Origin of the sequence: Paenibacillus rhizoplanae (assembly GCF_042684125.1) — a bacterium.
Taxonomy (GTDB): domain Bacteria; phylum Bacillota; class Bacilli; order Paenibacillales; family Paenibacillaceae; genus Paenibacillus_AQ; species Paenibacillus_AQ rhizoplanae.
Window position 1 is genome coordinate 131,403 of sequence record NZ_JBHUKY010000054.1, and the last position, 25,401, is coordinate 156,803.

At 52.6% G+C, this 25,401-nt stretch carries 26 protein-coding genes; 7 read left to right on the forward strand and 19 right to left on the reverse strand.

From position 1 onward, the window contains the following. Positions 1–162: 162 nt before the first annotated feature. Complete coding sequence (locus ACFSX3_RS24185; RefSeq protein ID WP_209989881.1) at positions 163–1,125, reverse strand: helix-turn-helix transcriptional regulator; 963 nt, start codon at positions 1,123–1,125, stop codon at positions 163–165. 101 nt (positions 1,126–1,226) lie between these two features. Here ACFSX3_RS24185 and ACFSX3_RS24190 point away from each other — a divergent pair, with 101 nt between their 5' ends. Continuing rightward, positions 1,227–2,180 carry a Gfo/Idh/MocA family protein gene (locus ACFSX3_RS24190; RefSeq protein ID WP_209989878.1) on the forward strand — a complete coding sequence of 318 codons (954 nt, stop codon included), beginning with the start codon at positions 1,227–1,229 and terminating at the stop codon, positions 2,178–2,180. Between the two features lie 366 nt (positions 2,181–2,546). Here the strand turns inward: ACFSX3_RS24190 and ACFSX3_RS24195 are convergent, their stop codons facing one another. The 5 genes from ACFSX3_RS24195 to ACFSX3_RS24215 all read right to left on the reverse strand — a co-directional run bounded on the left by ACFSX3_RS24195 (position 2,547) and on the right by ACFSX3_RS24215 (position 6,370). Then, positions 2,547–3,035: a flavodoxin domain-containing protein gene (locus ACFSX3_RS24195; RefSeq protein ID WP_209989875.1), complete on the reverse strand. Its 489-nt coding sequence runs from the start codon at positions 3,033–3,035 to the stop codon at positions 2,547–2,549. Positions 3,036–3,047: 12 nt separating this feature from the next. Beyond that, a complete protein-coding gene (locus ACFSX3_RS24200) occupies positions 3,048–3,947 on the reverse strand; it encodes a hypothetical protein (protein ID WP_209989873.1) in 900 nt (299 codons plus the stop codon). A 1-nt stretch (position 3,948) separates the two neighbouring features. Then, positions 3,949–4,581, reverse strand: a complete 633-nt coding sequence (locus ACFSX3_RS24205) for a TetR/AcrR family transcriptional regulator (protein WP_209989870.1) — start codon at positions 4,579–4,581, stop codon at positions 3,949–3,951. A gap of 184 nt (positions 4,582–4,765) precedes the next feature. Then, a complete protein-coding gene (locus ACFSX3_RS24210; RefSeq protein ID WP_379256452.1) occupies positions 4,766–5,788 on the reverse strand; it encodes a hypothetical protein in 1,023 nt (340 codons plus the stop codon). A 72-nt stretch (positions 5,789–5,860) separates the two neighbouring features. Further along, complete coding sequence (locus ACFSX3_RS24215) at positions 5,861–6,370, reverse strand: GNAT family N-acetyltransferase (protein ID WP_209989864.1); 510 nt, start codon at positions 6,368–6,370, stop codon at positions 5,861–5,863. A gap of 170 nt (positions 6,371–6,540) precedes the next feature. Between ACFSX3_RS24215 and xerS the strand changes: the two genes are divergently transcribed. The 4 genes from xerS (at position 6,541) to map (ending at position 10,111) form a co-directional block, all read left to right on the forward strand. Continuing rightward, positions 6,541–7,635, forward strand: coding sequence for a tyrosine recombinase XerS (xerS, locus tag ACFSX3_RS24220; RefSeq protein ID WP_209990235.1), 1,095 nt, complete (start codon positions 6,541–6,543; stop codon positions 7,633–7,635). A gap of 48 nt (positions 7,636–7,683) precedes the next feature. Next, positions 7,684–8,550, forward strand: coding sequence for a pentapeptide repeat-containing protein (locus ACFSX3_RS24225; protein ID WP_379256451.1), 867 nt, complete (start codon positions 7,684–7,686; stop codon positions 8,548–8,550). A 141-nt stretch (positions 8,551–8,691) separates the two neighbouring features. Then, entirely contained in the window at positions 8,692–9,318 is a 627-nt protein-coding gene (locus ACFSX3_RS24230) for a TetR/AcrR family transcriptional regulator (RefSeq protein ID WP_209989857.1), read from the forward strand. A gap of 43 nt (positions 9,319–9,361) precedes the next feature. Further along, positions 9,362–10,111 carry a type I methionyl aminopeptidase gene (gene map, locus ACFSX3_RS24235; RefSeq protein WP_209989854.1) on the forward strand — a complete coding sequence of 250 codons (750 nt, stop codon included), beginning with the start codon at positions 9,362–9,364 and terminating at the stop codon, positions 10,109–10,111. A gap of 443 nt (positions 10,112–10,554) precedes the next feature. Here map and ACFSX3_RS24240 read toward each other — a convergent pair whose 3' ends face one another. From ACFSX3_RS24240 to ACFSX3_RS24275, 8 genes are all read right to left on the reverse strand, one after another. Then, entirely contained in the window at positions 10,555–11,859 is a 1,305-nt protein-coding gene (locus ACFSX3_RS24240) for a molybdopterin molybdotransferase MoeA (protein ID WP_379256450.1), read from the reverse strand. A gap of 177 nt (positions 11,860–12,036) precedes the next feature. Continuing rightward, on the reverse strand, positions 12,037–12,543 hold the full coding sequence (locus ACFSX3_RS24245; RefSeq protein WP_209989849.1) for a DUF4178 domain-containing protein: 507 nt from the start codon (positions 12,541–12,543) through the stop codon (positions 12,037–12,039). A gap of 38 nt (positions 12,544–12,581) precedes the next feature. Then, a complete protein-coding gene (locus ACFSX3_RS24250) occupies positions 12,582–12,992 on the reverse strand; it encodes a DUF350 domain-containing protein (RefSeq protein ID WP_036695415.1) in 411 nt (136 codons plus the stop codon). A gap of 126 nt (positions 12,993–13,118) precedes the next feature. Further along, positions 13,119–13,787 (reverse strand): PspA/IM30 family protein, encoded by a 669-nt coding sequence (locus ACFSX3_RS24255; protein ID WP_209989847.1) that lies wholly within the window; start codon positions 13,785–13,787, stop codon positions 13,119–13,121. Between the two features lie 68 nt (positions 13,788–13,855). Continuing rightward, a complete protein-coding gene (lpdD, locus tag ACFSX3_RS24260) occupies positions 13,856–14,200 on the reverse strand; it encodes a prenylated flavin chaperone LpdD (RefSeq protein WP_209990232.1) in 345 nt (114 codons plus the stop codon). A gap of 94 nt (positions 14,201–14,294) precedes the next feature. Continuing rightward, positions 14,295–15,227 (reverse strand): dihydroorotate dehydrogenase, encoded by a 933-nt coding sequence (locus tag ACFSX3_RS24265; protein ID WP_209989844.1) that lies wholly within the window; start codon positions 15,225–15,227, stop codon positions 14,295–14,297. Next, the gene (locus ACFSX3_RS24270) at positions 15,220–15,924 is read right to left on the reverse strand and encodes a dihydroorotate dehydrogenase electron transfer subunit (RefSeq protein ID WP_209989842.1); all 705 of its coding nucleotides are present in this window, start codon (positions 15,922–15,924) and stop codon (positions 15,220–15,222) included. Before ACFSX3_RS24270 ends, ACFSX3_RS24265 begins: the two co-directional genes overlap by 8 nt. Before the next feature lie 86 nt (positions 15,925–16,010). After that, positions 16,011–17,051, reverse strand: coding sequence for an NADH:flavin oxidoreductase/NADH oxidase (locus tag ACFSX3_RS24275; protein ID WP_209989840.1), 1,041 nt, complete (start codon positions 17,049–17,051; stop codon positions 16,011–16,013). Between the two features lie 174 nt (positions 17,052–17,225). Between ACFSX3_RS24275 and ACFSX3_RS24280 the strand changes: the two genes are divergently transcribed. Further along, positions 17,226–18,134, forward strand: a complete 909-nt coding sequence (locus tag ACFSX3_RS24280) for a polysaccharide deacetylase family protein (protein ID WP_209989837.1) — start codon at positions 17,226–17,228, stop codon at positions 18,132–18,134. A 122-nt stretch (positions 18,135–18,256) separates the two neighbouring features. On the opposite strand, the gene ACFSX3_RS24285 is transcribed toward ACFSX3_RS24280, so the two are convergent. Continuing rightward, on the reverse strand, positions 18,257–18,940 hold the full coding sequence (locus ACFSX3_RS24285) for a 3D domain-containing protein (RefSeq protein ID WP_209989836.1): 684 nt from the start codon (positions 18,938–18,940) through the stop codon (positions 18,257–18,259). A 299-nt stretch (positions 18,941–19,239) separates the two neighbouring features. On the opposite strand from ACFSX3_RS24285, the gene ppk1 reads away from it, so the two are divergent. Then, positions 19,240–21,360 (forward strand): polyphosphate kinase 1, encoded by a 2,121-nt coding sequence (ppk1, locus tag ACFSX3_RS24290; protein ID WP_209989833.1) that lies wholly within the window; start codon positions 19,240–19,242, stop codon positions 21,358–21,360. On the opposite strand, the gene ACFSX3_RS24295 is transcribed toward ppk1, so the two are convergent. The 4 genes from ACFSX3_RS24295 to ACFSX3_RS24310 all read right to left on the reverse strand — a co-directional run bounded on the left by ACFSX3_RS24295 (position 21,308) and on the right by ACFSX3_RS24310 (position 25,273). Then, the gene (locus ACFSX3_RS24295; RefSeq protein ID WP_209989830.1) at positions 21,308–22,834 is read right to left on the reverse strand and encodes a Ppx/GppA phosphatase family protein; all 1,527 of its coding nucleotides are present in this window, start codon (positions 22,832–22,834) and stop codon (positions 21,308–21,310) included. The genes ppk1 and ACFSX3_RS24295 overlap by 53 nt on opposite strands. A 108-nt stretch (positions 22,835–22,942) precedes the next feature. Beyond that, positions 22,943–23,665 carry an amino acid ABC transporter ATP-binding protein gene (locus ACFSX3_RS24300; protein ID WP_209989828.1) on the reverse strand — a complete coding sequence of 241 codons (723 nt, stop codon included), beginning with the start codon at positions 23,663–23,665 and terminating at the stop codon, positions 22,943–22,945. Further along, positions 23,652–24,311 (reverse strand): amino acid ABC transporter permease, encoded by a 660-nt coding sequence (locus tag ACFSX3_RS24305; protein ID WP_209989825.1) that lies wholly within the window; start codon positions 24,309–24,311, stop codon positions 23,652–23,654. The genes ACFSX3_RS24300 and ACFSX3_RS24305 overlap by 14 nt, the downstream gene beginning before the upstream one ends. 137 nt (positions 24,312–24,448) lie before the next feature. After that, positions 24,449–25,273, reverse strand: coding sequence for a transporter substrate-binding domain-containing protein (locus ACFSX3_RS24310; RefSeq protein WP_209989823.1), 825 nt, complete (start codon positions 25,271–25,273; stop codon positions 24,449–24,451). Positions 25,274–25,401 lie beyond the last annotated feature (128 nt).

Genomic DNA, 25,401 nt, shown 5'->3' on the forward strand with positions numbered 1-25,401 from the left:
TTATCGTATATTGTTCCGTAATTGAATTCTATCCTCTTGTGTTTGGAAAAGGTACGGTTCAACAAAGTCAATAAACCCCAAACCTGCTGACAAGCAAGGTCTGGGGTTTATTATTTCACTCTTCGATTGTAGATAAGTTAACATAATATTGATTATGTCACCCTAAAAGCAGTTATACATTTTATCCCACATTCGTACTTGATTGCTGACGTACTCTCTTAGCTCCGGCGGTCCTACAATTTCAGCATGAACCAATAGCGGCAGCACCCTCGCACAGGCCGAGCTATAATCATACATATTTACCGTTACCAGCACTGCTTCTCCATCAGATTCGGTATTCATGACCTCAAGCCCCTGCAATATCTGCTCATTGTTAACACGAGTACGGATGTCCACCGGATAGAACTCCCGCGCTCTGCTGGTCTGAACGAAGGCTTGCTCTGCTTGTTGCCAGTATGCCTGGAGGGAGAACTGCTCAGGGATGGCATAGGTCTCGTCCAACAAAGTAACGGCAGTGAACCGTTCGCATTTGAATGTTCGGACCCCACCTGCTCGCTCACAATAGGCGGCAAGATACCACTCCCCCTGCTTCACGATCAGTCCATAGGGCTGCAGCTTCCGCAGCGAGCTCTCTCCATTCACCTTAAGATAATCTGCCGTAATCTTCCGCCCCCGCCACACCGCCGTGCGCAGAGTCTCAAGATATGGCACCGCTACCTGACCGCTCCACCACGGCGTATCATCGAACAGAAACCGGCGCTGCGCGGTACGGATATCCTCCTGGTAGGGTGCGGGTAAGCTTGCTTCCAGCTTCAGGAGCGCACTTTTGAGCAGCAGACTGGTCTCTCCTGAACCGCCCGCCGGCATTCCCATCCCGGTCAAAAACAGCTGGACCACCTCTTCCCCCTGCAGCCTCCGCAGATTCACCGTATAGCCTTCCATGAGCGAAATCCCGCCGTTCGGCCCGGTGGTGCTGACCAGCGGGATTCCAGACTCCGCCAAAACATCGATATCTCTGTAAATGGAGCGGACGGACGTTTCGAGGGCGATAGACAGCTCGTTCGCCTTCATTTTGCCCCGGGATTCAAGTAGTAGAAGTATAGCAATCAGTCGGTGCAGCCGCATGCGTCTCCCCCAAGTCTTATTATTCGTTATTTATTCTTGCCACTCTGTTGTCAACAATACTGCGTTAAGATGAATGTATCAAATGTAAGGAGCTGCTGCAAATGAATATTGGCATATTGGGAACTGGATTCGGGGCGTATCACGCTTCTCTGCTGAAGCAAATGGAGTTCGTGAACCGGATTGTGGTCTTCGGGAGAAATGAGGCCAAGCTGCTGAAGCTGAAGGAAGAGCTGGGGGTAGAGATCACAACGTCCATCGAGGACCTACTGTCTGATCCCGAAGTGGATGTCATCGATCTCTGTTTGCCTTCTGCGCTACATAAGACCTATGCGGTAGAGGCGCTGAGACGGGGAAAACATGTATTTTGCGAGACGCCGGTTGTTCTGGAGCCTGAAGAAGGACGGGAGCTACTGGACGCCGAACAGCGGTATGGCCGCAGAATCCTCGTCAATCAATTCATCAAATTCGATTATGCCTATGAATATCTGGAACAGGCTACCCGTGAATCAACCTATGGCCAACTGCTGCATGTCAGCTTCCGCAGGGAGACCGCACCGGTGTGGGGAGATCTGGGCCTGTCCGCGATCGCTGCCAATCTGATGATTCATGACCTGGATGCTATCGCGTGGCTGCTGGACACCCCTCTACCCACTTCCGTCTGGGGGACCTCTGGAGGTGTGGACGGTCAGGCGCTGGTTCATGCTTCTTTCGCTAACGCTGGTGCTAGCGCGCAGTTAACCGTCTCTTCACAGATGCCTGAAGCGTACCCGTTCACGGTTGGTTACGAAGCGTATTTCGAGCGCGGCAAGCTGGTATTCCACGAGACCAATGCTGCGGACGGAGAGGTTGAAGCCAACCTGACCAGCTATACTTCTGAGGGTAAGACGGCGATCCCGGTAATGCCCAACAATCCTTATGAGAAAAGCCTGCGCCATGCCCTGCTCTCTTTGCAGAACGGGACCATCTCCCAGCTATCATTGCAATCTGCGCTGAAGTCCGTGGACATGGCCTCTAAGCTGACGAATCAGCTTACAGCGGGCACAGTAGCTTTGTGATTATGCCGCCCAGTGGGGTTGACAGCGAAGACCTGATTTGGCAGGGGTTAACCTCTCTTTTTCCGTCTGTTAGTTGCTAAGTTAAGATAAAGGTTTGGGTTTAGGTGTAGTAATGAGGGGGAGCTGGTATTTTTGTTCCTCCTATTGTGAAATTTTCATATGTTGAAATATTGTAATTAGTAAATGCAAAGTTAGTGTGTTTTCGTTTCGCGACACGCTTTCGTTGTCTTTTTTGTATATAAGGTAACATAATATTGATTATGTTACCTTATTACCTGCTTATCCCTTCGACTTAACGCGTTGCTGCTTCAAAGCACTCCTGCTCCACTTCGTTTTATCACCGCTAGCCCTCACTACTCCTCTCCCCTACTCGCCTGCCGACATCGTATGCGCGAAGCGCTCCAGCTTAACCATGGACAGCCCGCCTCCTGTCTTGTGCTCCTTGCCTTTTACCATACGTATAACCCACTTATCCAGCGCAGATATCCGGTCCGGATAGATCTCATCGCCCATTATCTCCCTGGCAAGCGCCTTGTTGTAGATGATCTCGGGATACGCCTGCTTAAGCTCCTGCTCTCCCTTCTCCCCTGTCATTCCTGCACAGATGAACAAGCCCAGCCGTTTGGTTAAAAGCTCCTGCTTGTGCCGGGCTGTGAATGCAGCCATCTCCTTACGGATTCTGCCATAGTAGATGGAGCCGCCTAGGATTACTGTGCCGTAGCCAGTTAGATCCGGCAACGGGCCAGAGCTCAGATTCACCACATCGGCCGCGTTCAGCCTGGCTTGCAGCAGTAATGCGGCTTTTTCGGTACATCCGTATTTGCTTGCATACACGATCAAGATCCGATTGCTCACTTAAGTCCGCCTCTATTCTATAGGTAATGGGCTTGCAGGGGGTGCGGGTTCCTGCGCGTTGCGCAGTACAAGAATGAGACACCAGATGACTGCCAGATTGAACATTGGAAACAGGATCAACTCTACCATGGAGACATGAACTCCTGCCCTCAGCATCCCAATCATCATGGAGGATATGGAGGTCAGCAGGGTTGCGGCTTTTACCAGAACAACAGGAGCCAGAAGGTAACCGTAAGACTGTCTGCGGACGAGCAATGCCCCTGTTAGCACCATGAGCGGAAGCAATACTGCTAAATCCAGCGCCTGAATCACCAGCGTGGTGTAATGCTCAAGCAGAGCAGGTACGGTTCCATCCCGCCAGCCGCCGGCAATCCGGCCCAACCACAGCATGATAATCAGGAAGGCGATCAGCAGCAGGATGAAGCCAATGCTTACCGCCGGAAGCTGCGTCTTCATCAACACCCCCTCCCGCTCCACCGAGCGAAAGACCAAAATAAATGCAAATAAGCTGCCCGAGAAAAGCAAGACGTAGACCAGAAACAGATCATTATACATGGCCAGAAAACAGTATGAAGCATAGGTATAGGTGAAGTATCCGAGCGCTCCGGCCAGCAGCAGCCGCCCCCGGATCGTTCCTCTGAGACTCAGCAGCAGGGATACGAGCAGCAAAGGAATGCCCACCACTAAAGTAACGCCATCCTGAGCGATGGCCTGGGCTGCTGCGGACAAAGAATCATTCTTGTAGATGCCGGTACCGTACAATTCAATCTGTTCTCCCCGGATGGAGGTGAAGATGGGATGGCTCCCCTCATTCTCAGATCCTTCACCTGAAAATAGCCCGATGCCTGTCGCAACAACACCGAGCACTATCACCATCCACGTTAAAAAGCTAATGGTTCGTCTATGTCTCACCTTAATCCCCCGATCCTTGTGCAATATGCACCATGGCTTCTATGTGCCGGTTAATCAGAGCCTCCTTTTGCTCATCAGGCAGATTTCCCTCCACCATCAGCCTCATAATCAACCCGAAGGCTGCGCTCCAGATGATTTGGGCGGTGAGTTCAAGCTCCCTCTGCTCACAGGAGACCATCCCGCTGAATTTACGGAGCGTATCACAGAGACCCGCGATCCCGCTGCGTTCCAGGGCTGCTCCCTGATGCAAAACCCCGGTGTGGCTAAGCACGGACGGCGAATCATTCAGCATCATACTCCGGTACTGTGAGCCTTCTGCGGTTGTGACCTTAATGAACTGTCTCAGCGTTCGTCTTAAGCACTCTTCTGGAGATGTTTCATCCGGTGAAGCTTCCGATCCGGCAATCAGTCCGCCCATTAGCTCCCGGTAGCCCCGCTGAAGAAGCTGCTCCACAATCTCCTCTTTTCCCTGAAAATAGTGATAAATAATACCGGCCGAATACTCCATCCGTTCAGCGATTCTGCGGATCGACAGCTGCCTGATCCCCTTCTCCGCCAGCAGCTCGCCAGCCGTAGTCAGAATGAGATTACGCATTGCTTCGCGCTCCTGCTCTTGTCTCTCTGCTTTACCCATGATCGTTAGACTCCTTCTGTTAGGGTGTTGCTGTTCCACCGGATTGAACACTGTAATGTTTTTGAACATCGTTCAATATAGATTATAGACGCCGGAACTTGGAAAGGTTGTGATTATTTGTACAGCAAAAAAGCCTGAAACCCCGCAGGTGTCTCAAGCTTTCGAGCTTCGGCAGGTGCTCTGCCTAATCAATACTAGCGATCTTCCACTCCCCTTGCTTATTAGGCAGCAGGGAAATCTCATTGTTTCTCTCAGTAATATAGCCCTCAGAGGTCATCTGCGTAAACTCCACATAGAAGGCCGCACGTTTGGCTCCCTCGACAGGAATTCCGACTACGGTCAGTTTATGGAAACGGTAAACATTCTTATGATCCAGTAAGTACTGTAAGTTGTCATTAAGTAGCGGTGAATACATCGTGGCAGCGAACTTCTCTTTGTCTCCGGCGGCCCAGGCTGCAATACAGTCCAGTGTCTCCTGGAGCGCTTGCTTGTTGCCCGGACTGGAACCTACATCAGGGACCTTGAAGAAGACTCCGGGCTTAATAGGCGGTTGCTTCTCCATATATTCAATACTACTCAGCATGGATGTGAAGAGTGGAAGCAGCGCATCCCGTTGCTCATCTTGAATATGAATTTCGGCCCGGTAAGAATCCTTGTGGGCTGTGAAAATAAATGCCTCAACCCTCCGGTCCCCCTCCACCCTGCTCCCTTCATATTCCTTGAACTTCAACAGTTCCCGATCTGTGCCCGGTTCAAGCTTCCCGCCAGTTACATCCTTCTCAGAGCTTAGCATAATTAACGTAATATAGTTATGCTTGTCCGCAGTTCCCCACGCCGTTCTGCCATCCTGTTCAAAACGGATCATCGTCTCCGGCAGAAACACCCCGAGCGGTAAAGTCTTGTCTGCGGAGTAATCCGCTTGAACATTGACGCCATCCAGCTCGTAGCCACTGCCGCTTCCTGTATACTCCCGTACTTCGGGAATCAGCGACACGGACTTAACAGCAGGTACGGCTGTTGCCGACGGAGTCGGAACTGCGGTGGCAGGAGCAGCTATTGTAGCCGCAGCGGCTGCGGGCGATGCTGACGGCTGATCCGTACGCCCTCCATCCGAAGAACCCTGATCCGCAGCATTGCTGCAGCCTGTGCTGATTGCTATTGCAACTGCTATACAGCCCGCTCCCCATATGCTTATTCGCTTGGACAATCTAATCACCTCAGTTACCAGACGCCGGATACGATCCAAAGTTGCGCTGAAGTCTGACAGGAATAGGTAATTTCATTTCTTAACCCTGTTAGAATTTAATGTACTGAAGTATTGACTGGGATTGCCTTGGCGGGAGTTGAACCGCTCCTGGAATTCACCGCCGGTGTAAGCTCCAATGACCCGGTGCCAGAAGTCCCGCGCAGGGGTGTTGGCACGAATCTGTGACACCTTCCAGCTGCCGGGGAACATGTCGAACAGCCGGTGTGCCGCCCAGGTTCCTACGCCGCTGCGCCGGTAGCGCTGCATCACAAAAAACTCCGTCATATAGAACTCGCCCTCCGGGTCGCGCAGCAGACGGTCGATCAGGGCAAAGCCTGCGACATTGCCGTCTACGGTGAACAGGTAGACAAATTTATTTTTACCGCTGTTCCAGTAAGCCTCCAGACCGGGATAAGAAGGGAACAATCCTTCACGGTCCACCTGTAGCTCCAGATAGCGGGTAAAGTCATAAAAATAGAACTGCATCAATCTGCTTATCATCTGCTTCTGCTCTTTAGGAACCAGCTCGATTCCAAGTTCCATTAAGATTCACCTCTGCCGTTTTCGTTTACTACCCATCATATAACTTTGTCTCATCAGGAGCAAGGCTAGTCCATTTCCCGCAGCAATTCCAAGCCATTCCCCGCCAAAAACATGGTAATATAAAAGGACAGCCCTCCCCCTTAGGGGAAACTATAAAGAAGGTGAAGAACATCAGTATTCAAAAAGCGACCGACCGGGCAAACCTGGATCAGCGGCTGCCGCAGATGCCCTGGTTTGTCCAGCAGTTTATCGATTATAAACGGCCGGATTTGTCCCCTTCCACGCTGCTGGAGTATATCCGGGACTATGAATCCTTTTTCGGCTGGCTGCGGGGTGAAGGTCTGTCTGTAGCGGCCAGCAATGCTGACATCACTCTGCTTGAGCTGGAGACCCTGCATATGGACAGCATTGTCGGCTACCGTCTGCACTTAACCACCCGGGCTGAGAATGCCAATTCGCGGGTGACCGTATCCCGTAAACTGTCTGCGCTGCGCTCCCTGTTCCATTATCTGAGCCAGATTGCTGAGGATGAGAATTTCTACCCGCTGCTGAAGCGTAACATTATGGCCAAGGTTGAGATCAAGCGTATTCACAAACCGAAGGACACCGCCGCCAAGCTCAAAGGTAAAATTCTGGAGGACGAGGAGCTGCTGGAGTTCGTAGGCTACATCTATGAAGGCTATGGTACAGATGTGGAAGCCAATAAGCAGGCTTATTATTCTTGGCAGCTTAACCGTGAACGGGATGCCTGTATTGCCAGTCTGATCCTCAATTCCGGCCTGCGCGTCTCCGAGGTGGTTAACCTGAGCGTGGATGATGTGGATGTCAACAATAAGCTGCTCTATGTATTCCGCAAGGGTCATAACGACGAGACCTTCAAGACCCCGGTCTATTTCCGGGAACAGTCGAAGGATGATCTCAGCTTGTATCTAAGCCTCCGCCAGAGCAGGTACAAGACGCCGAAACGGGAAAAAGCCCTCTTCATTGCCCTGCCCAACGGCAGCAAAGAAGGCAAACGGATGACCAAACGGGCGATCCAGGAGATGATCATCAAATACGCCAAACGGTTCGGCAAGCCTTATCTGACGGTGCATAAGCTGCGGCACTCTTTTGCCACCGATTATTATCTGCAGAACGATATTTACCGGACAAAGGAACAATTGGGCCATGCCTCTACGGAGACTACCGAGATTTATGCCCATCTTACAGATAAAACGATGTCTGATGCGATTGAACGCCGTCTCGACAACGAGCCGCCGCAGTAGGCTGCATGGACTACTAAATTAATGACATTAATTTTTGGAGGAATACGTTTGTTAGACAATCATTCATCTACTGAATTTCCTGCGAATCCCGGACTGCCGGAGCTGCAATCGGATTGCCTGAACTGCTTCGGGCTATGCTGTGCAGCGCTTCATTTCTCTGCTTCCTCAGACTTCGCCATAGACAAGCCTGCCGGACAGCCCTGTCCCAATCTGCGGGAGGACTTCCTCTGCGGCATTCATACTGAGCTAAGAGTAAGCGGCTTCCGGGGATGTACGGTGTACGACTGCTTCGGGGCCGGGCAGAAAATCTCCAATCTGACCTATGGCGGACGCGACTGGCGTCAGGCTCCCGAGACTGCTGGACAGATGTTCGAGATTCTTCCTGTAATGCGTCAGTTGCATGAGCTGTTATGGTATCTGCACGAGGCACTGACACTGCGCGGGGCCGATACCCTGCATGATTCGCTTATCAAAATGCTGGAGCAGACGCAGGCCCTCACCCTGCTCAGCCCGGAAAAGCTGCTTCAGCTCGAAGTGCCTGCGCACCGCGCTGAAGTCAACGAGCTGCTGCTGCGTGCCAGCGAGCTAGCGCGCACCGCTGCCCGCAAGCAGCTCGCTCCGGCTCCGAAGCGCCAGAAGAACTATGGCCGCGGGGCCGATCTGATTGGGGCCAAGCTGCGCGGGGCCGACCTCCGCTGTCTCAGCTTACGGGGCGCGTATCTGATCGCTGCGGATCTCAGCGATGCTGACCTACGGCACGCCGATCTGATTGGCGCGGACTTCCGCGACACGAATCTAAGCGGAGCTGATCTGCGGGGCAGTCTCTTCCTGACTCAGGCGCAGCTGCAAGCAGCCCAAGGCAGCCCGTCCACCAAGCTGCCGGAATCCTTAAGGCATCCGGAGCACTGGGCTTGAGGAGAATAAACCGGATGATGTTCTATCCGGTTTTTTGTTATGTTCAGATGGTTGGTTCAACGTTTCCCCCTTGCCATTTGCCTGCCGATGTTTTATATTGACATGACAGTAGGTCTAAAATAAATGAGGTGAACGGATAAGATGACTCCCCGTACGAAGGAACAGAACGAAGATATCCGGTTGCGGCGGCTGGTGCAGATCCGAAAAGCAGCAGCGGACGTATTTTTGAATAAAGGGCCTTTATTAGAAATCCGGGATGTGGCTGCGGCGGCTGGTCTCGGTTATGGTACGGTCTATCATTATTACAGCAACAAGGGTGATTTGCTTCACGACTTGTTATGGGATGCGCTCGACCGGGCCGGGGAATGGCTGAAGTCCCCGCCTATGGCAGAGCCGGAGCTACCGTTAAAGATCCCGCTGGGGGGATCTGTCGCCGGGGTGCGGCTGTTACAGCTATGGGCGGAGGATCACGCTATCTATCTGCTGTGTAAGCAGGCTGGTGAGGGATTCCCTTCCCTGCCTGACGCCCGCTCTTCCCCGCTCACTGCCGAGTTCCGCCGGGAGGTGCTGACCCCGTTGTCTACGATGCTTGGTAGCGGACTTACGGCGGACTCTCTATCTGCCGGCGGGGAAGCAGCCGATCCGCAGCATGGATTGCAGCACACGGAGATGCTGTTAGCTGCTCTGGTCGGCTGTGCTGCATTGTCCCTCCGCCGAGGGCAGCTGAATGAAGACGCAACGGAGATCGTCAGAGTTCTGAAACTATAAAAGACAGACACTATTGAAAGATTAAGGAGCGAATGCACATATCATGATTATTCTTAAATCCCCCAGAGAAATCGAAGAGATGAAGCAAGCCAGCCAAATTGTTGCCGACTGCTACCGTGAGGTGTCCAAACACATTGTACCCGGAATCACCACGCTTGAAATTAATGATTTTGTGGCAAAACATATCACCAAGCTTGGCGGCAAGCAGTTCACCAAAGGCTACAACGGATTCCCTGCTGAGACCTGCATCTCCATTAATGATGTGGTAGCACACGGCATTCCAACCAGCAGACGGGTCGTGAAGGAAGGCGACTTGCTGAAGCTAGACATTGTTGCGGAATACGGCGGCTGGTTCGGAGATTCGTGCGTGAGCTACGCTGTCGGTGAGATTGGGCCGGAGGCGCAAAGATTAATGCAGGTAACGAAGGAATGCCTCGATCTGGGAATCGCCCGGGCTGTCCCGGGAGGACGGCTGGGTGACATCACATCGGCCATTCAGCAGCATGCCGAAGCACACGGTTATTCGGTCGTGCGCGATCTGCTGGCGCATGGCATCGGACGAAGCCTGCATGAGGAGCCGAGCTACGTGCACATCGGCACCGCAGGCAAAGGCATCCGTCTCAAAGAAGGCATGGTATTTACGATTGAGCCCATGATTAACGAAGGCACGTACCAGATCACCATCGACGATGATGAATGGACAGCAAGAACGGCTGACGGCAAGCTATCCGCACAGTATGAGCACACGATTGCCATCACCGCAGATGGACCGCTAATTTTAACGGCCCAGTAATCTTTGTAGTAGACGTTAACACACATAGGCTAGATCTTGTTGTGCTCTTAAGAACCTAAAACCCTCCCTCCTCTGTCTATCAGAGAACTGGAGGGTTTTGTTTGTTGCCTTTGTGACCGGGTTTTGCGGATACGGCATTGGATGCTGTCGCACGATTGGATGGTACTGCTTGTTGGCTGCTGGTTAGTGTTTTGAGTTTTCTATTGTGAATTTTTCATATGTTGAAATTTTGGAATTCAACTGATACTATTGGATAATTGGTCCTACGGTCCCAATATTCCTTGATCTTCTACTTGATCTTCTAATAATTGATTTTTATCAATTGTTGTTGTTGTGAATTTTTCATATGTTGAAATTTAATAATTAATATTAATTAGTTGTACAGGCTACAATTAGATGATGAAATCCATCCATCCATTGTCGCATCTCACTTTTAACTGAATTCACCCTCTGATCTCACCCGGCAGCTTCAGCACGGTTACCTTGTCCCCGGCAGACAATTGTCCGCTGTCCGGCGGGATGACGATCAGACAGTCGCTGTCTTTGATCGTAACCGTAACGGATGACTCGTCCACAGCGGCTGGATAAGCATAGAGCACTGCTTGGCGGATCTCCAAGCGGGCGCGGACATAACGGGTGAAACTGTTGACCCGCTTATAATCCTCACCCAGCACCGCTGTCCACTCCGGCAGATACGGCTGGGCCGCACCCTGCATCAGCCCGATGACCGGACGGGCAAAGAGTTGGAATCCTACGAAGCAGGCGCCCGGATTGCCGGATAAGGCAAGCAGGATGCTCCCGCCGCGAACGGCTGCCGTAGTGACGCTGCCGGGGCGCATTGCTATTTTATTGAACAGCATCTCTCCGCTCTGCTCACGGACCAGATCCCCCATAATATCATAATCCCCGACCGATACGCCGCCGGTAGTAATCACCAGATCATAGCTCTCCAGTGCCATCTGTACCTTACTGCGGGCCAGCTCCAGATCATCGATGATCGCACCCAGCATCACCGGCTCTCCGCCTGCCTCCCGGATAAGCGCCTCCAGCATGGGAGAGTTGCTGTTACGGATTTTGCCCGGAACTAATGGCTCGTCCACCTCCAGCAGTTCAGTCCCGGTAGCGAAGACCGCCACCTTAGGTCTGCGGCGGACAGGAACCTCCGGCACCCCGAGCGCTGCCAGAACAGCAATTTCGCCAGCGCCGATTAGAGCCCCTTCAGGAAGCACTGGATCACCTGTACTAAGCTCCAGCCCGCAAGGGGTAATATGCAGACCCCTCTCTTGCGGCTTGCTGATACCGACATAAGTGACTCCGCCCTCTATCCGGCTCTCCGTAGCCTCCATCATAATTACGGTGTCTGCGCCGCCAGGAATCTGCGCTCCCGTCATAATGCGCGCAGCAGTGCCAGCCGTAATCTCTCTTGAGGCTACTGCGCCGCAGGGTATGACATCGATGACTTCAAGCCACACTGTGTCAGGGGCTCCTGCCGCTAAAGTATCTGCCGCAATCACTGCAAAGCCGTCCATGCTGGAGCGGTCAAATGCCGGATAGGGATGTGGTGCAGCAACAGACTGAGCCAGATAACGCCCGCTGCTGAGATGCAGAGGTACAGCTTCCTGCGCAAGCAGCGCAGCATAAGGCATTAGCCTGCCTTGAGCCTCTGTAACTTGAAGCGCTGCGCGCTGAAATTTATCATTACTGTATTCGTTGTTATATTCCTTGTTATGATGCTCTCGGTTAGTCACTGTTGAATTCACTCCTTCTGCTTCTCCGGTAGATTGCTGCTCATTAAACCAATTACGCCCTATTCTAACATGAAGGCATAACAAAAGGGATGCACAGGCCTGTAACAAGCGCATGCATCCCTTATTCAATCCCGATTCTATTCAGCTGTCAGCAACTACGCCCTGCTCCAGCTCAGCTTAAGACGCGCGGATCACTCTCACATCAGCTGAAAGGATGCTTTCACCCTCATAGAGCATGAACCGTCCATTCTGCCATTCCACACGCAGGAGCCGCGAATCATCCGACTGGTATTGCCAGACATGCTGCTCCCCGCCGTTCATATAAGGCGTCTGCCCGGTAACGGCGGCATACCCTTCATATTCTTCCTCCAGATAAAAGGTCCGGTCATCCAGCTCCAGGGTAGCCGGGACCTCGGAGGGACTATCCAGACGCCCGTCTATCGGGTGATACAATCTGTATTGCAGCTCTTCCCGCTCTTCTATATATAGATAGGCGATCCGGCTCCCGTCTCGCAGCGTCAGTACAACAGCATTACGGCCGCTCGTCTTCGTCCGGCCCGTCACTTCATAGGTGACCAGGGAGACCTCACAGATATCCCCGGGAGACAGGGTCAGCATGCTTGCGGGCGCTTTAGGCGCCTCCGGCTTCGAGAACAGATTGCCGATTCTTTTCCAAAGACCCAAAGCCATCATCCTCCTACAGATTGGTACGATAATCCTTCTTATCCGCGAATAAAAGCGGCAATAATCAATGCCCCCGTCACATGCAGCGAGCCTGCCATCAGACCGTAGCCGACCTTGCCAAGCTGAGTGCCATGATCCAGTTCAAGGTTCCCCCACCGGCTCAGGAGCTGCTCTACCGTCTTCTCCAGCACAAATAACAAGACAAAAGATACTATAGAGACGATAAGGGCGGTCCCGAGCCGGTTCGCCGCAGCAATGGATGCCGATAAAATATAGCCTTGTGACAGCAGCTTCAACACCAGCCGGGTAGTCACGGCCATATTCCCTGCCTTCAGCTCTTCCATATCATTATAACGGGTAAACAGCGAATCCACGAGCATCAGCACACACAGCAGTACTGCGCCGCTGACCGTCCATACTACCATGGACACCAGGGTATCGAAATCCATTACTCCAGCCCCCGCTTGTTCATATTTCCTAACAGGTAAGACAAACATAAAGCGAAGGAGAAACCGCTGGTTCTGTCTCCCCTTCGCCTGTGGACAATTGCCTGAAGTCCGGCTTATGCCAATATGTTATTGTTTCTCGTATTGCTTCATCAGCGCAGCCAGCTCATCTTCAACCGCCTGGTCTTTGCCCAGCTTCTCGAACTCATCATCCAGCGATTTGTTGCCCGAGCTCATCTCGTTGCTGGCTTCCGCCTGTGCTTCGGCCTGCAGCATCTTGTCTTCCATCCGTTTGAGTCCGGCAGAAGCAGAGTCGGAGCTGAAGCCGCTCATTGCTTTGTTGATTTCGGTTTGCGCCTTCGCAGCATTGTAACGGGCAACGAGTGTCTCCCGCTTGTTTTTCATCTGGGTAAGCTGTTTGCGCATTTCGTCAAGCTTGCCGCGCAGGTTGTCTGCGGAAGCCTTGTTCTGGTCGAAGCTGGCCTTGTACTCCACAAGCTTGGCTTCTGCTGATTTCTTCTCTTCTAGAGCACGGCGGGCCAAATCAACATTACCTGCCCCGGCAGCCGCATGGGCTTGCTGATTACGCTTATTCACTAACGCTTCCTGTTCTTCGTACAACTGTTTGAATTTCTTCTCAATAGCGATCTGGGCAGCTACCGCTTTCTCAGCATCCTCCAGATCCTCCGTCATGTCACGAATGTACTGGTCGGTCATTTTAACCGGATCTTCTGCTTTATCAATAATCGCATTCACATTGGACATGGTCAGATCACGCAATCTTTTAAATATAGACATCGTTCATTCCTCCAAAATATAAGTTAGTGGTTCAATGGTATCTATTACGCAGGGAGAAGGGGATCGTTTCAAAAATTTGTTTCAGCCTTCTGTACTAAATATTGCTCCACCTTATCATTCACAATGTTCACGACCGCAAGGATGCCCTCTGTGCTCAGATCGTCATAGTGAATGCCCATCACAACCGTGACTGTCCGGTTCAATGCGGCAGCGGCCTTCAGCGCAATGGCTTCACTGATCGTATGCTCCTTATGATGGGGAACGGCAGAGGTCATCACCCGCGCGAGGTCTCCGTCCATGTACGCCGTGCTTGCCGCACCGATATGGCGCACTCCCCCGGTAATCAGCAGCAGCAGATCACGGCCCACCTCTGTCTCGGACAGCACAATATCGTCAGGATGCACCGGATTCATTGTCAAGCAGAACTCCCCCTCCCTTTATATTAACCATAGGCTGTAGAGATCTCTCACTCTGCGGCAAAAAGATCATTGTAAACCGGCTTGCTGCCTATACAATACCACGGATCTCATCCAGTGAGGAAATATTCTCTTCCTTCATAAATTGCTGCAATTCTAGGGCAAGCGTGCTGCCCGCCCGCAAATTCATGAAGTTATAGGTTCCAACCTGTATTACAGTCGCTCCGGCCATAATAAATTCAATAATATCTGTAGCCGAAGTGATGCCGCCCATACCGATCACCGGAATAGTTACCCTGCGGGATACCTGATGCACCATACGCAGAGCCACCGGCTTAATCGCTGGTCCCGACAGTCCCGCATAGAGGTTATTGAACACACTGCGGCGGCGGCGGACATCAATCTTCATCCCTGAGATCGTGTTGATCAGAGATACGGCGTCCGCGCCCTCTGCTTCGCACATCACAGCCATTTCTGCGATATCCTCGGCATTCGGCGACAGCTTCACGGCCAGCGGCAGACTTGTAGCCGCCCGTACCGCACGGACCACTTCCTGGGCTGCCGGAGTCTTTATGCCAAAAGCGATCCCGCCCTCCTTCACGTTCGGGCAGGAGATATTCAGCTCAATCATATCCACGGCCGGATTTCCGGCCAGTTGCCGGGCATCCGCATCCCGCTGGATCAGCTCCGCACCCAGTACGTAATCCGCCAACGTGTTGCCACCCAGATTCACAATACGTGCAGTATCCAGCGTCTCCCAATAGGGCAGCTCCTTGGCCAGAAAAGCCTCTACTCCCGGATTCTCAAGCCCTACGCTGTTCAGCATGCCGGAAGGCGTCTCATAGACGCGGATTCCGGGATTACCGGCTTTGGCGTGAAGCGTAAGCCCCTTGCCGGAGATGCCGCCAAGCAGGGACACATCATATAACCGGCCATACTCACGGCCGAAGCCGAAGGTGCCGGAAGCCATCACAATCGGGTTCTTGAAGGATACACCGGCAATCGTTGCAGTTGTATTAATCATGGAACAATACCTCCTCAGCCAGGAAAACAGGACCGTCTGCGCAGGCTTTGCGTTGCCCGTCCTTGCAGGAGACGCTGCAGACCAGACAGGCTCCGATTCCGCAGGCCATCCGGTTCTCCAGTGACAGATAGACGTCGGGGCGCTTACCCGCAGTGTCTGCGGCTATGCCCTTGAGCTGTGCCGCCTTCAGCATCGGATGCGGGCCGCAGACGAAGATATGGTCATACGCAGAGAAATCCACGCTGTCCAGAATCAGTCCGCCTACATCAACGGTCAGCTCAGCAGCCAGAGGACGGAAGGCTTCGGTACGGAAAGACTCGCGGCTGAAGCCGAGATAGATATCGCTTCCCGGAAGCTTCTGCGCACAATAATAAAGCGGAGCAATTCCGATCCCCCCGCCCACTAACGCTACCTTTCCTTCTACCTGCGGGAAGCCGGTACCGAACGGTCCCTCCAGCTCCAGCGGATCGCCCGGATTCAGTCCGGCAAGGATCTCTGTACCTTCGCCCACTACGTGATACAAGAATTCAACACCGTTATCATTCACCTGATGTATGCTAAGGGGTCTTGACAGCAGCGGATAGGCTCCCCATGCCCGCAGCATGTAGAACTGACCCATCTCCCCGCTGTTCCCCCCTTCAACTACCAGGTGGTATACTCCTTCAGCCAGCCGCTCATTACTAATCACCGTCGCCACGTTATCAAGCTCCTTCAAATTTAATCTTATTAACCATGCCTTAGAAGGAACTTAAAATCTGTGACATTATTCACAATTACAGCCCTCTATTTCTTGTTCCAGATTCCGCGCACATAAGGTGCAGGCAGATCAGACGAATCAATCCCACCCAGCGCCTCAGCAGCATGAAGTGCCCAGTACGGGTCACTTAGCAGGCCTCTGCCTACAGCTACAAGCTCTGCCTTCGCTTCCGTAATTACCGCCTGCGCTTCTTCATATGACTCCAGACGCCCTACAGCGATAACAGGGACCTGTAATCCACTGCGTATGTATTCGGCAAGCCCCACCTGATAAGCCGGTCCTGCATTCGGGCCGCCATTCGAGCCTATCGGCCCCTCTCCACCCGAGGATACATGGAACAGGTCTACGCCTGCCTCCTTGTAGCGGCGGCAGAATTCCAGCGCATAAGCTTCATCATAACCGTCCTCCACATATTCCTTGGCGGAGACCCGCATGATTAGCGGCATCTCAGCCGGGAGCACCTCACGCACTGCCTTTACTACCTGTTCCCCGAACAGGATGGGGTCTTGGCCATATTCATCATCCCGGACATTGGAGAGCGGGGAATGAAACTGGTGAATGAGGTATCCATGGGCTCCATGCAGCTCTACGGTATCGAATCCCGCTTCAATTGCGCGCCGCGCCGCTTCCCGGAAGGCGATAATCAGTTCCGCAATCTCTTCACGGCTAAGCGCCTTAGGCACCGCATAGGTGTCATCGAACGGGATGGCCGAAGGTGCAACCGGCGGAGCGGCATCCACGGCCTTGCGGCCGGCATGTCCGAGCTGGATGGCAACCTTAGCTCCATGGGCATGAACGGCATCCGTCAACCGCTTGAACGCCGGAATCTGCCCGTCCTCCCAGATCCCGGTGTCCCGGTTCGTAATCCGTCCATCGGGGTGAACTCCGCTCATCTCTACAATAATGAAGCCGCTCCCGCCGACAGCCCGGCTGACATAATGCACATAATGCCAGTCTGTGGGAATCCCGTCCTGCTTCTCAACCGCATACTGGCACATGGGCGGCATGACCACCCGGTTCTTCAGGGTCAGAGCCTTCAATTCATAAGGTGCAAACAAATCGGTCATTCTTGTCGCCATCCTTCCCGTATCTAACATCTATTTCAGTATACAACGATTTGTGGATGTGATAAATCTTTGAATGCTCTGCTGCCTGTACGGCATAAATTCACGGCTGCTTGGAAATAACAATCCTTATATTCTAAAATAACCGGACCCGTGGTTGGAGGAGGCATCGTTCCGATGAAACTGGCAACATTCCGCCGCATTGTGCTGCTTATATCCGTTATTGTCCTGGGTCTGCCCGTCACTTCACCGGCTGCAGAGCTTGTGTCAGCCTCCGCTGCACCAGCAGGAGCGCCTGCGCCAATGCCAGTGCCCGCACAAGAGATCCTGACACCTTCCCTGACACAAGCTTCTATTGAAGAGGAAACGGCGGTGCCTGCCGGATCAGCAGCCTCCCAGTCTTCAGTAAGGCGCCATAAAAAGAACAAAGGCCTCTCCCTCAGCCAATTGCTGCGCAAATACCCGGAGACCCTCAAGACGCAGGGTCCCCGCCGTAAAATGATCGCTCTCACCTTCGATGATGTGCCTGATCCGCGATTCACACCGCAGCTCCTGGATGTGTTGCGCAAATATAAAGTCAAAGCCACCTTCTTCGTGGTCGGCAGCCGTGCGGAGAAGCACCCTGCCCTGGTGGCGCGGATGATCCGCGAAGGCCATGCCATCGGCAACCACTCCTATAATCACCCCCAGTTCAGCAAGCTGAGTATGAATGCCTTCCGCATCCAGATTATCCGGACGGAGAATATTCTGCAGCTGCTTGCCGGCTACAAGCCGAAGCTGATTCGTCCGCCGTATGGCGACATCAACGAGCCGCAGCTGAAGTGGGCGAAATCGCATGGCTATAAGCTGGTGAACTGGAACGTCGACTCGCTCGACTGGAGAGGACTGTCCAAAAATCAGGTCAAGCATAACATCCTCTCCCGGGCCGGCAGAGGGGCCATCATCCTTCAGCACGGGGGCGGCGGCAGGGGCAGTAACCTGCAGGGTACGCTGCAGGCGCTTCCCGAGATCATCGGGAGTCTGCGTAAGCGCGGGTACAGCTTCGTGACGGTTCCCCAGATGCTCCAGGTCAGCAAGAGCAAATAATCGCTTGGTTAGCAGGGTCATTCTACAAAAAAAGGAAACAAAACCGGCGGAAGCAGCCTGGTCTTGTTTCCTTTTCATTAATACCTGTTACGCTTGCAGTGGTGCAACTTATCATTATCGGTTTATTCAATAATATATAGATGTACATACTGATAACCAAAATCGGCCACAAAGCTCTGGCTGCCCGGAATGAAGATATCAATCCGGTTGCCCTTGATTGCACTCCCCTTATCAGTTGCGGTAGCCACGAAGGCTTCCTTCGGCAGGCCCGGATGGGTATAGCCGGTTACGAGTACCTTCGTGCCCAGCGGAATCACGCTAGGATCAACGGCGATCGTCCCCAGCTTAAGCGTATTGCCGAAATAATCGACCGCGCCCCACTTGCCATTCTCGCTGGCTGCGGAGGAATACGCGGAAGCCTTGACCTGCAGCACTTTGGCATAATTGAATTCTTTGCCCCAGGCTTGAACGGTGTTGGTTGCCTGCTGTACATTTAGAGCTGGAGCTTCTGCAGCCTCTACAGCTTCAACCGCTGCTGCCGTAGTATTGGCTACTGCGACAGTCTTGGCTTGAACATTGCCAGGAACGGTGAACTTCAGCCCGGGATAGATATTAAGCGCAGAAATCTGCGGATTTGCATTCATAAGCTCTTCAACGCTTATGCCATAATGATTGGATAGCGTATAATAGGTAGTAGCCTCTCCAGCAATATGTACGCTGTCGGCTTGAGCGGGAGCTGCGTGAAGCAAGGTGCCGAGTCCCAGTACAGCCGCCAGGGCGGTGATGGCTCTGATCTTGAATTTCATGAATAGCCTCCTTCATTGGTGATGCCCGTTTGTAAACTAACAGTAATGAATATATCACAACTTTGTAACCATTGGCTATGTTTTTGTGGCAATTGGAAATAATTATCCCTAATACAGCGTTATCAGGGATGTAATTATTACATATTCTTAATCATTATGAAGGGCTTCAGCAGAAATATGCCATGTTTCCTGAATATTCGCAAAAATTTTACACAGTTTTAACATTTCTCGCTTAAGCAAATAGTAGAATGAAAGAATACGATTATCTTAAGTAGACATGAAGCAACCTTGGAGGGTCCATGAACGTGAATACAGATGAGAAAAAAATCAACACCATTAGTCCTGCAACAGCCTATCTTAACCGTGACTTAAGCTGGATCGAATTCAACCGCCGGGTGCTCAGCGAGGCACAGGACCCGGAGAATCCGCTGATTGAGCGGGCTAAATTCCTGGCCATTGTGTCCAGTAACCTGGATGAGTTCATCAGTGTGCGGGTAGCGGGCATCCAGGATCAGATCCGGGCGGGGTATACCAAAAAAGATTTCACCGGCTACACCCCCTCCGGTCTCTACAAACGCCTCAGCAAACGGGTCAGCAAAATTGTCGCCGACCAATACCGCGCATTCAAGGATATTTCACGCAGTCTTCATAAAGAGGGCATTGTTTTCGTTGATTATGAGGACTTAACGCCTGCCCAGGAGCTGTCAATAGAGGAATACTACCGTGATATTATTTTCCCTGTGCTGACCCCGATGGCAGTAGACCAGAGCCGTCCGTTTCCGCTGGTTCACAGCCAGTTCATCTATCTTGCAGTGGTGCTGACACGCAAGAACAGCCAGGAGGAAGATCCGTATTTCGCTATTCTGCAAATACCGTCCAATCTGCCGCGCTGCATTCCCTTGCCGCACCGCTCTAACAGCAAGAAACGGCAATTCGTCTTCATTGAAGATGTGATCCGCCATCATATTCAGACCTTATTCAGCGGTTATGATCCTGTAGCCGTCAATGAATTCCGCCTGACCCGCAACTCCGACCTGACGATTGATGAAGAAGGCGCGGAGGATCTGCTGGAGGAGATTGAGAAGGAGCTCCGCAAACGCCGCCGCGGCATCCCTGCCCGTCTGGAAGTGCAGAAAGGCATTCATCCCTATGCGCTGGAGCAGCTTCAGGCTGAATTCGAGCTGGAGGACTTCATGTTTGAGATTGAAGGCCCGCTCGATCTCGGCTTCCTGCGCAGCTTCGCCAGCAGCCTGAAGGGCTTCTCCTATCTGAATTATCCACCTGTCGAGCCGCTGTATCCGGCGGAATTCGAGGAGAATGAAGATTTCTTCGAGGTGCTCAGTGAACGCGATGTGCTGGTCTATCATCCTTATGAATCCTTCGATGCCATGGCGGATTTCATTATCCAGGCCTCCGAGGATGAGCAGGTAATGGCCATTAAGATGACGCTATACCGGGTCAGCGGGAAGTCTCCGCTCATTGCGGCCCTCGCCAATGCTGCCGAATCCGGCAAGCAGGTTACGGTGGTCGTGGAGCTGAAGGCCCGCTTCGACGAGGAACGTAACATCGCCTGGGCGCGTAAGCTGGAGCAATCCGGCTGCCATGTCGTCTACGGCTTGGTCGGTCTCAAAACCCATGCCAAGGTAACGCTGATCGTCCGCCAGGAAGGCTCTGAGCTGCGCCGGTATGTTCATGTGGGAACAGGCAATTATAATGACAGCACGGCCAAAGCCTATACTGACCTCAGCCTGTTCACCGCTAATCATGAGATCGGGCTGGATGCCTCAGAGCTGTTCAATCAGATGACGGGCTACTCCGCCAACTACAACTGGAACTCCTTCATCGTTGCACCGACCAATATGAGTCTGTCGCTGCAGAAGCTGATTCTGCGCGAAGCTGATCATGCCGCCGCAGGCCGGCCTGCACGGATTATCGCCAAGATGAACTCCCTGTCGAACCAGGAGGTTATAGATTATCTCTACAGCGCGGCTCAGGCAGGAGTATCCATCGACCTGATCGTCCGGGGAGTCTGCTGCCTGCGTCCGGGAATTGAAGGCCTCAGTGAACGCATTACGGTGCGCAGCATTGTGGACCGCTTCCTGGAGCATTCACGCATCTATTACTTCGAGAACGGCGGCGATCCCGAGGTCTACCTGTCCAGTGCTGACTGGATGACTCGTAACCTGACCCGGCGGATCGAGCTGATGTGTCCGGTGAAGGATAGCGGTATCCGCGATCAGATTGTCAAGATTCTGGATCTGTCGCTGATGGATAATGTCAAATCCAGCTTCCTTCAGCCGAACGGATATTATGAACGGATCGACGACAAAAAGGCCCCGCTCCGGAGCCAGTTCGCCGCTATGGATGTTACCCGCTGGAAGGGAAGCCGAGCTTTACCTTCACCGACCAAGCATTCCTGAAGGCTTTGAGCGCATTCTCAATGTCCTCCAGGCCGATAAGCACCTGTCCGCCCTGAAGCTCCAGATCCAGCGTATGATTATGCAGACGGGACTTCAGCCCGCTGACAATGCCGATCTCGGTGCTGTCCAGCGCGATACTTAACTGCACTAATGTACCCAGCTTATGAATCCATTCCTCGTCGGAAGGCAGCAAAATGTCCTTATGTATCAGGGACAATTTCTGCTTCCGGCTTTTTGTGCTGTAGGAAGCAATGTACGCGCTAAGAATCAGCTGGCGGTGGGTCAGTCCGCGGATGGGTGAATTCATGAGCCAGTAATGCGTGTGCCGCTTGGATTGATAGTAGTTAATGTTAGAGCCTGTCCGGTGCAGCATAATCGCTACATAGACCAGCATCTCATGCTCCGCCCGGTCCCCTTCCCGCTCAAAGGCTCCCAGCAGGCTCAGCGCCAGCTTGTTGATATGATCCAGGTGACGCTTCGAGGTGCGGATATCAAAGCGGATAATGGTGTCCAGGCTGTATTCCAGCGCGCTGTCACGCACCGGCTGCTCCGGCTCCAGCAGATCATGCAGCATGCCTTCACGCAGGCCTTCTCCGCTGATCAGTGCCCGGCTGGCCCCAATGTAATGATAGACGGTATGGAAAATAATCAGCCCGGACACGATGATATCCGCCCGGCTTTTGGACAGCCCGTCCAGGTCCTTGCGCTTCTCAAACGGAGTGGCGGGCAAAACCTCCATGAACCGTTCGATCGCCTCATTCTCCAGGACATAGCCATGGGAATTAGGCAGCGAATAATCCCGGTTCCTCTGATCCAGCTTAGCCATTGACCGCAGTGTTCCCCCCAACCCGTACAGCGGAAGCCCTGTGCCCGTCGTAAGCCAGTCATGCTCTACCAGCCTGCCGGTTACATATAATTGCAGCTTGCGGATCTGCTCCGCATTCCAGTTGCCGCCCTGGCTGAACATCTGATTCGTATTGACCGCACCGAACGGGAAGGAGATGCTCTGCTGATAACGCCGTCCGCGGAATAAGGTGACCTCGGTACTGCCCCCTCCAATATCAATCACGAAGCCATCCTGAACGTCAAAAGCATTGATCACCCCAAGGAAGCCGAAATACGCCTCCTGATATCCGCTGACCACTTCAATCTGGATGGATGAAGCCTCCGACAGATAGCTGATGATCTCCGCTGAGTTCGCTGCATTACGGATGGCGGCGGTGGCGCCTGCGCGGATTTTATCCACCTCAAAATCTTCACAAATCTCCTTAAATTGCTGAAGAACAGGTATGATCGTATTCATATCCTTCTTCTCCAGCCTGCCTTCCTTCGTAATCTTCTCGCTCAATCGGGCAGAGTACTTACATTCCTTGATGATTTTGTAGCCGCCTGCCTGTGTTGTATCATAAATTACAAGTCGTATGGAGTTGGAACCAATATCAATAATGCCGATCCGGCAAAGATCATCTCTCATCTGTATGTACTCCTTTTCATGTAGATTGATCATTTGTATACTATATCACCCATTGTGCACTCCGCCAAAATAAAATAACCCCATATGATGGGGTTATTAGCCAGCCTTCTATAATACTTTGCTGAGAAAATCGCGCGTGCGGGCATGCTTGGGCTTGCCGAACACCTCTGCCGGTGTCCCCTGCTCCACAATCACTCCGCCGTCCATGAATAGGATACGGTCCCCCACTTCACGGGCGAAGCCCATCTCGTGCGTTACAATCACCATGGTCATGCCATTCACGGCCAGCTGCTTCATAACCTCCAGCACTTCACCGACCATCTCCGGGTCCAGCGCCGAGGTCGGCTCGTCGAACAGCATGACATGCGGCTGCATAGCCAGCGCCCGGGCAATCGCAATCCGCTGCTTCTGTCCGCCGGAGAGCTGGGCCGGATAAGCATTGCGTTTATCTTCAAGGCCTACAGTACGCAGCAGCTCCATCGCGAACTTCTCCGCCTCAGCAGCCTGCTGCTTCTTCACCTTGAGCGGGGCGAGCATAATGTTCTGCAGCACGGATTTATGCGGGAACAGGTTGAATTGCTGGAACACCATGCCCATTTTCTCGCGGGTCACGTTGATGTCATGCCGCTTTGCGGTAATGGATTGACCCTCGAAGCTGATCTCGCCGCCTGTAGGCTGCTCCAGCAGGTTCAGACAGCGTAAAAAGGTGCTTTTGCCCGATCCGCTGGGGCCGATGACGACAACGACCTCGCCCTTGTGAATATTCAGATCAATGCCCTTCAGGATCTCCAGCTTCCCAAAGCTCTTCCGCAGGTTCTTAACCTCGATCATCCGTGTTCAGCCTCCGTTCCAATATACCCAGCAGCTTGGATAGTGTGAATGTCAGTACGAAATACATGATTGCAATGATAACATAGGGAGTTAGACCCTCATACGTAATCGTTGTAATGGTCTTAGCCTGAAAGAACAGGTCTGCAACCCCGATCATAGACACGATTGAAGATTCTTTGATGATGGTAATAAATTCGTTACCGATGGCCGGCAGCACGTTCTTAATCGCCTGTGGCAGCACAATGTAGCGTAGCGTCATCCCCTGCTTCATGCCGAGTGAACGCGCCGCTTCAACCTGACCACGGTCCACACCCTGAATGCCTGCGCGGAAAATCTCCGCCAGATAAGCAGAACTGTTGATGGTTAATGTAATCGCACCGGATTGAATAGGCGTAAACTCAAGTCCAAGCTCCGTCAACCCGTAGTGAATCAGAAACAATTGCACCAGCATCGGCGTCCCGCGTAAGAATTCCACCCATGCGGTAGCGATAAAGCGCAGAATTCTCCATTTGGACATCCGCAGGAGCGAAACCAGGATGCCAAGTACGAAACCGAAGAATACCCCCAACACCGCCAGCAACAGTGTGTACTTCAGACCGGATAAGAATAAATTGCGGTACTCATAAGCCATATCGAATACATTCATTGCCCTCAAACCCTCCTCTTCTCAAAAAAATAGAAAACGGCGGATCACCGCCATTTTCTGCATTGTAGAGCATGATCCCGCAGCCAGCTGCGGGTCTATACTTGATCTCTGCTAACCGTTATACACGGGTTCGCGTGTTATTTGCTCTCAGCAAGCTCGCTGGCTGCCGCTACAAATTCATCAATCTTGCCTTCGGAGTTCAGGCGGCCGAGTGTCTTATTCACTTGATCGAGCAGCTCGGTGTTACCCTTCTTCACACCGATGACATAGCCGTCATCTTCAACCTCCGGCTTGGCATCGGTGATCACGAGGCCCTTGACGTTCTTCACAAAGGACTTGGCAACCGGTCCTTCCATGATGGAAGCATCCACCCGGTTCGACTGCAGCTGCAGGACGATTTCGGAGATTTTGCTAAGGGAAGTCAGCTGTGCGCCTTCGATGCCCTTGGCGATATCCTCCTGGATGGAACCGGTCTGAATTCCGATCTTGGCGCCCTTCAGTGCGTCCATGTTAGCGAATTTGTCCTTGTCGGCTTCACGCACTACGACAGCCTGCTCCGCCTTGTAGTAGATGTCCGAGAGACCTACAGCCTCAGCGCGTTCCGGTGTCGGGCTAAGTCCTGAGATCACCATATCGATCCGGCCGCTTGCCAGCTCATTCAGCAAAGAGTCGAACGGAAGATCCTTAACCTCCAGCTCCTGGCCCAAATCAGCGGCGATCTCCTTGGCAATCTCGATATCGAAACCAACAATCGTATCTGTACCTTCAACCATCTTGTGGAATTCATATGGAGGAAAGTCTGCGCTTGTACCCATAATCAGCTTCTTGGCCGGCGCCTCCGTGCTTGCAGCACCGCCATTTCCGCTTGCTGCGGTATTGTTCTTATCGTTATTGGAGCCGCATCCGGCCAAGAGTCCTGCTGCCAGCAGCAGTCCCATAGAAAGTTTACCCCATTTGTTCATTTGTCCCGTCTCCCCTGTTCTATTTAGTTTCTCTCTACGATTCCGTCCCATTGACCGATTTATTATAAATCACTTCGCATGAATATGCAAAGACAATTTTGTGACAAAAACCTGTTACGGCGACAAAA

Bases quoted from the DNA above. Each gene is read 5' to 3' on its own strand.
- ACFSX3_RS24285 (WP_209989836.1), bottom strand. From the start codon at position 18,940: ATGAAATTCAAGATCAGAGCCATCACCGCCCTGGCGGCTGTACTGGGA.
- map (WP_209989854.1), top strand. From the start codon at position 9,362: ATGATTATTCTTAAATCCCCCAGAGAAATCGAAGAGATGAAGCAAGCC.
- lpdD (WP_209990232.1), bottom strand. From the start codon at position 14,200: ATGAATCCGGTGCATCCTGACGATATTGTGCTGTCCGAGACAGAGGTG.
- ppk1 (WP_209989833.1), top strand. From the start codon at position 19,240: ATGAACGTGAATACAGATGAGAAAAAAATCAACACCATTAGTCCTGCA.
- ACFSX3_RS24185 (WP_209989881.1), bottom strand. From the start codon at position 1,125: ATGCGGCTGCACCGACTGATTGCTATACTTCTACTACTTGAATCCCGG.
- ACFSX3_RS24250 (WP_036695415.1), bottom strand. From the start codon at position 12,992: ATGGATTTCGATACCCTGGTGTCCATGGTAGTATGGACGGTCAGCGGC.
- ACFSX3_RS24230 (WP_209989857.1), top strand. From the start codon at position 8,692: ATGACTCCCCGTACGAAGGAACAGAACGAAGATATCCGGTTGCGGCGG.
- ACFSX3_RS24255 (WP_209989847.1), bottom strand. From the start codon at position 13,787: ATGTCTATATTTAAAAGATTGCGTGATCTGACCATGTCCAATGTGAAT.
- ACFSX3_RS24310 (WP_209989823.1), bottom strand. From the start codon at position 25,273: ATGAACAAATGGGGTAAACTTTCTATGGGACTGCTGCTGGCAGCAGGA.
- ACFSX3_RS24215 (WP_209989864.1), bottom strand. From the start codon at position 6,370: ATGGAACTTGGAATCGAGCTGGTTCCTAAAGAGCAGAAGCAGATGATA.
- ACFSX3_RS24300 (WP_209989828.1), bottom strand. From the start codon at position 23,665: ATGATCGAGGTTAAGAACCTGCGGAAGAGCTTTGGGAAGCTGGAGATC.
- ACFSX3_RS24265 (WP_209989844.1), bottom strand. From the start codon at position 15,227: ATGATTAATACAACTGCAACGATTGCCGGTGTATCCTTCAAGAACCCG.
- ACFSX3_RS24190 (WP_209989878.1), top strand. From the start codon at position 1,227: ATGAATATTGGCATATTGGGAACTGGATTCGGGGCGTATCACGCTTCT.
- ACFSX3_RS24305 (WP_209989825.1), bottom strand. From the start codon at position 24,311: ATGAATGTATTCGATATGGCTTATGAGTACCGCAATTTATTCTTATCC.
- ACFSX3_RS24280 (WP_209989837.1), top strand. From the start codon at position 17,226: ATGAAACTGGCAACATTCCGCCGCATTGTGCTGCTTATATCCGTTATT.
- ACFSX3_RS24295 (WP_209989830.1), bottom strand. From the start codon at position 22,834: ATGAGAGATGATCTTTGCCGGATCGGCATTATTGATATTGGTTCCAAC.
- ACFSX3_RS24275 (WP_209989840.1), bottom strand. From the start codon at position 17,051: ATGACCGATTTGTTTGCACCTTATGAATTGAAGGCTCTGACCCTGAAG.
- ACFSX3_RS24205 (WP_209989870.1), bottom strand. From the start codon at position 4,581: ATGGGTAAAGCAGAGAGACAAGAGCAGGAGCGCGAAGCAATGCGTAAT.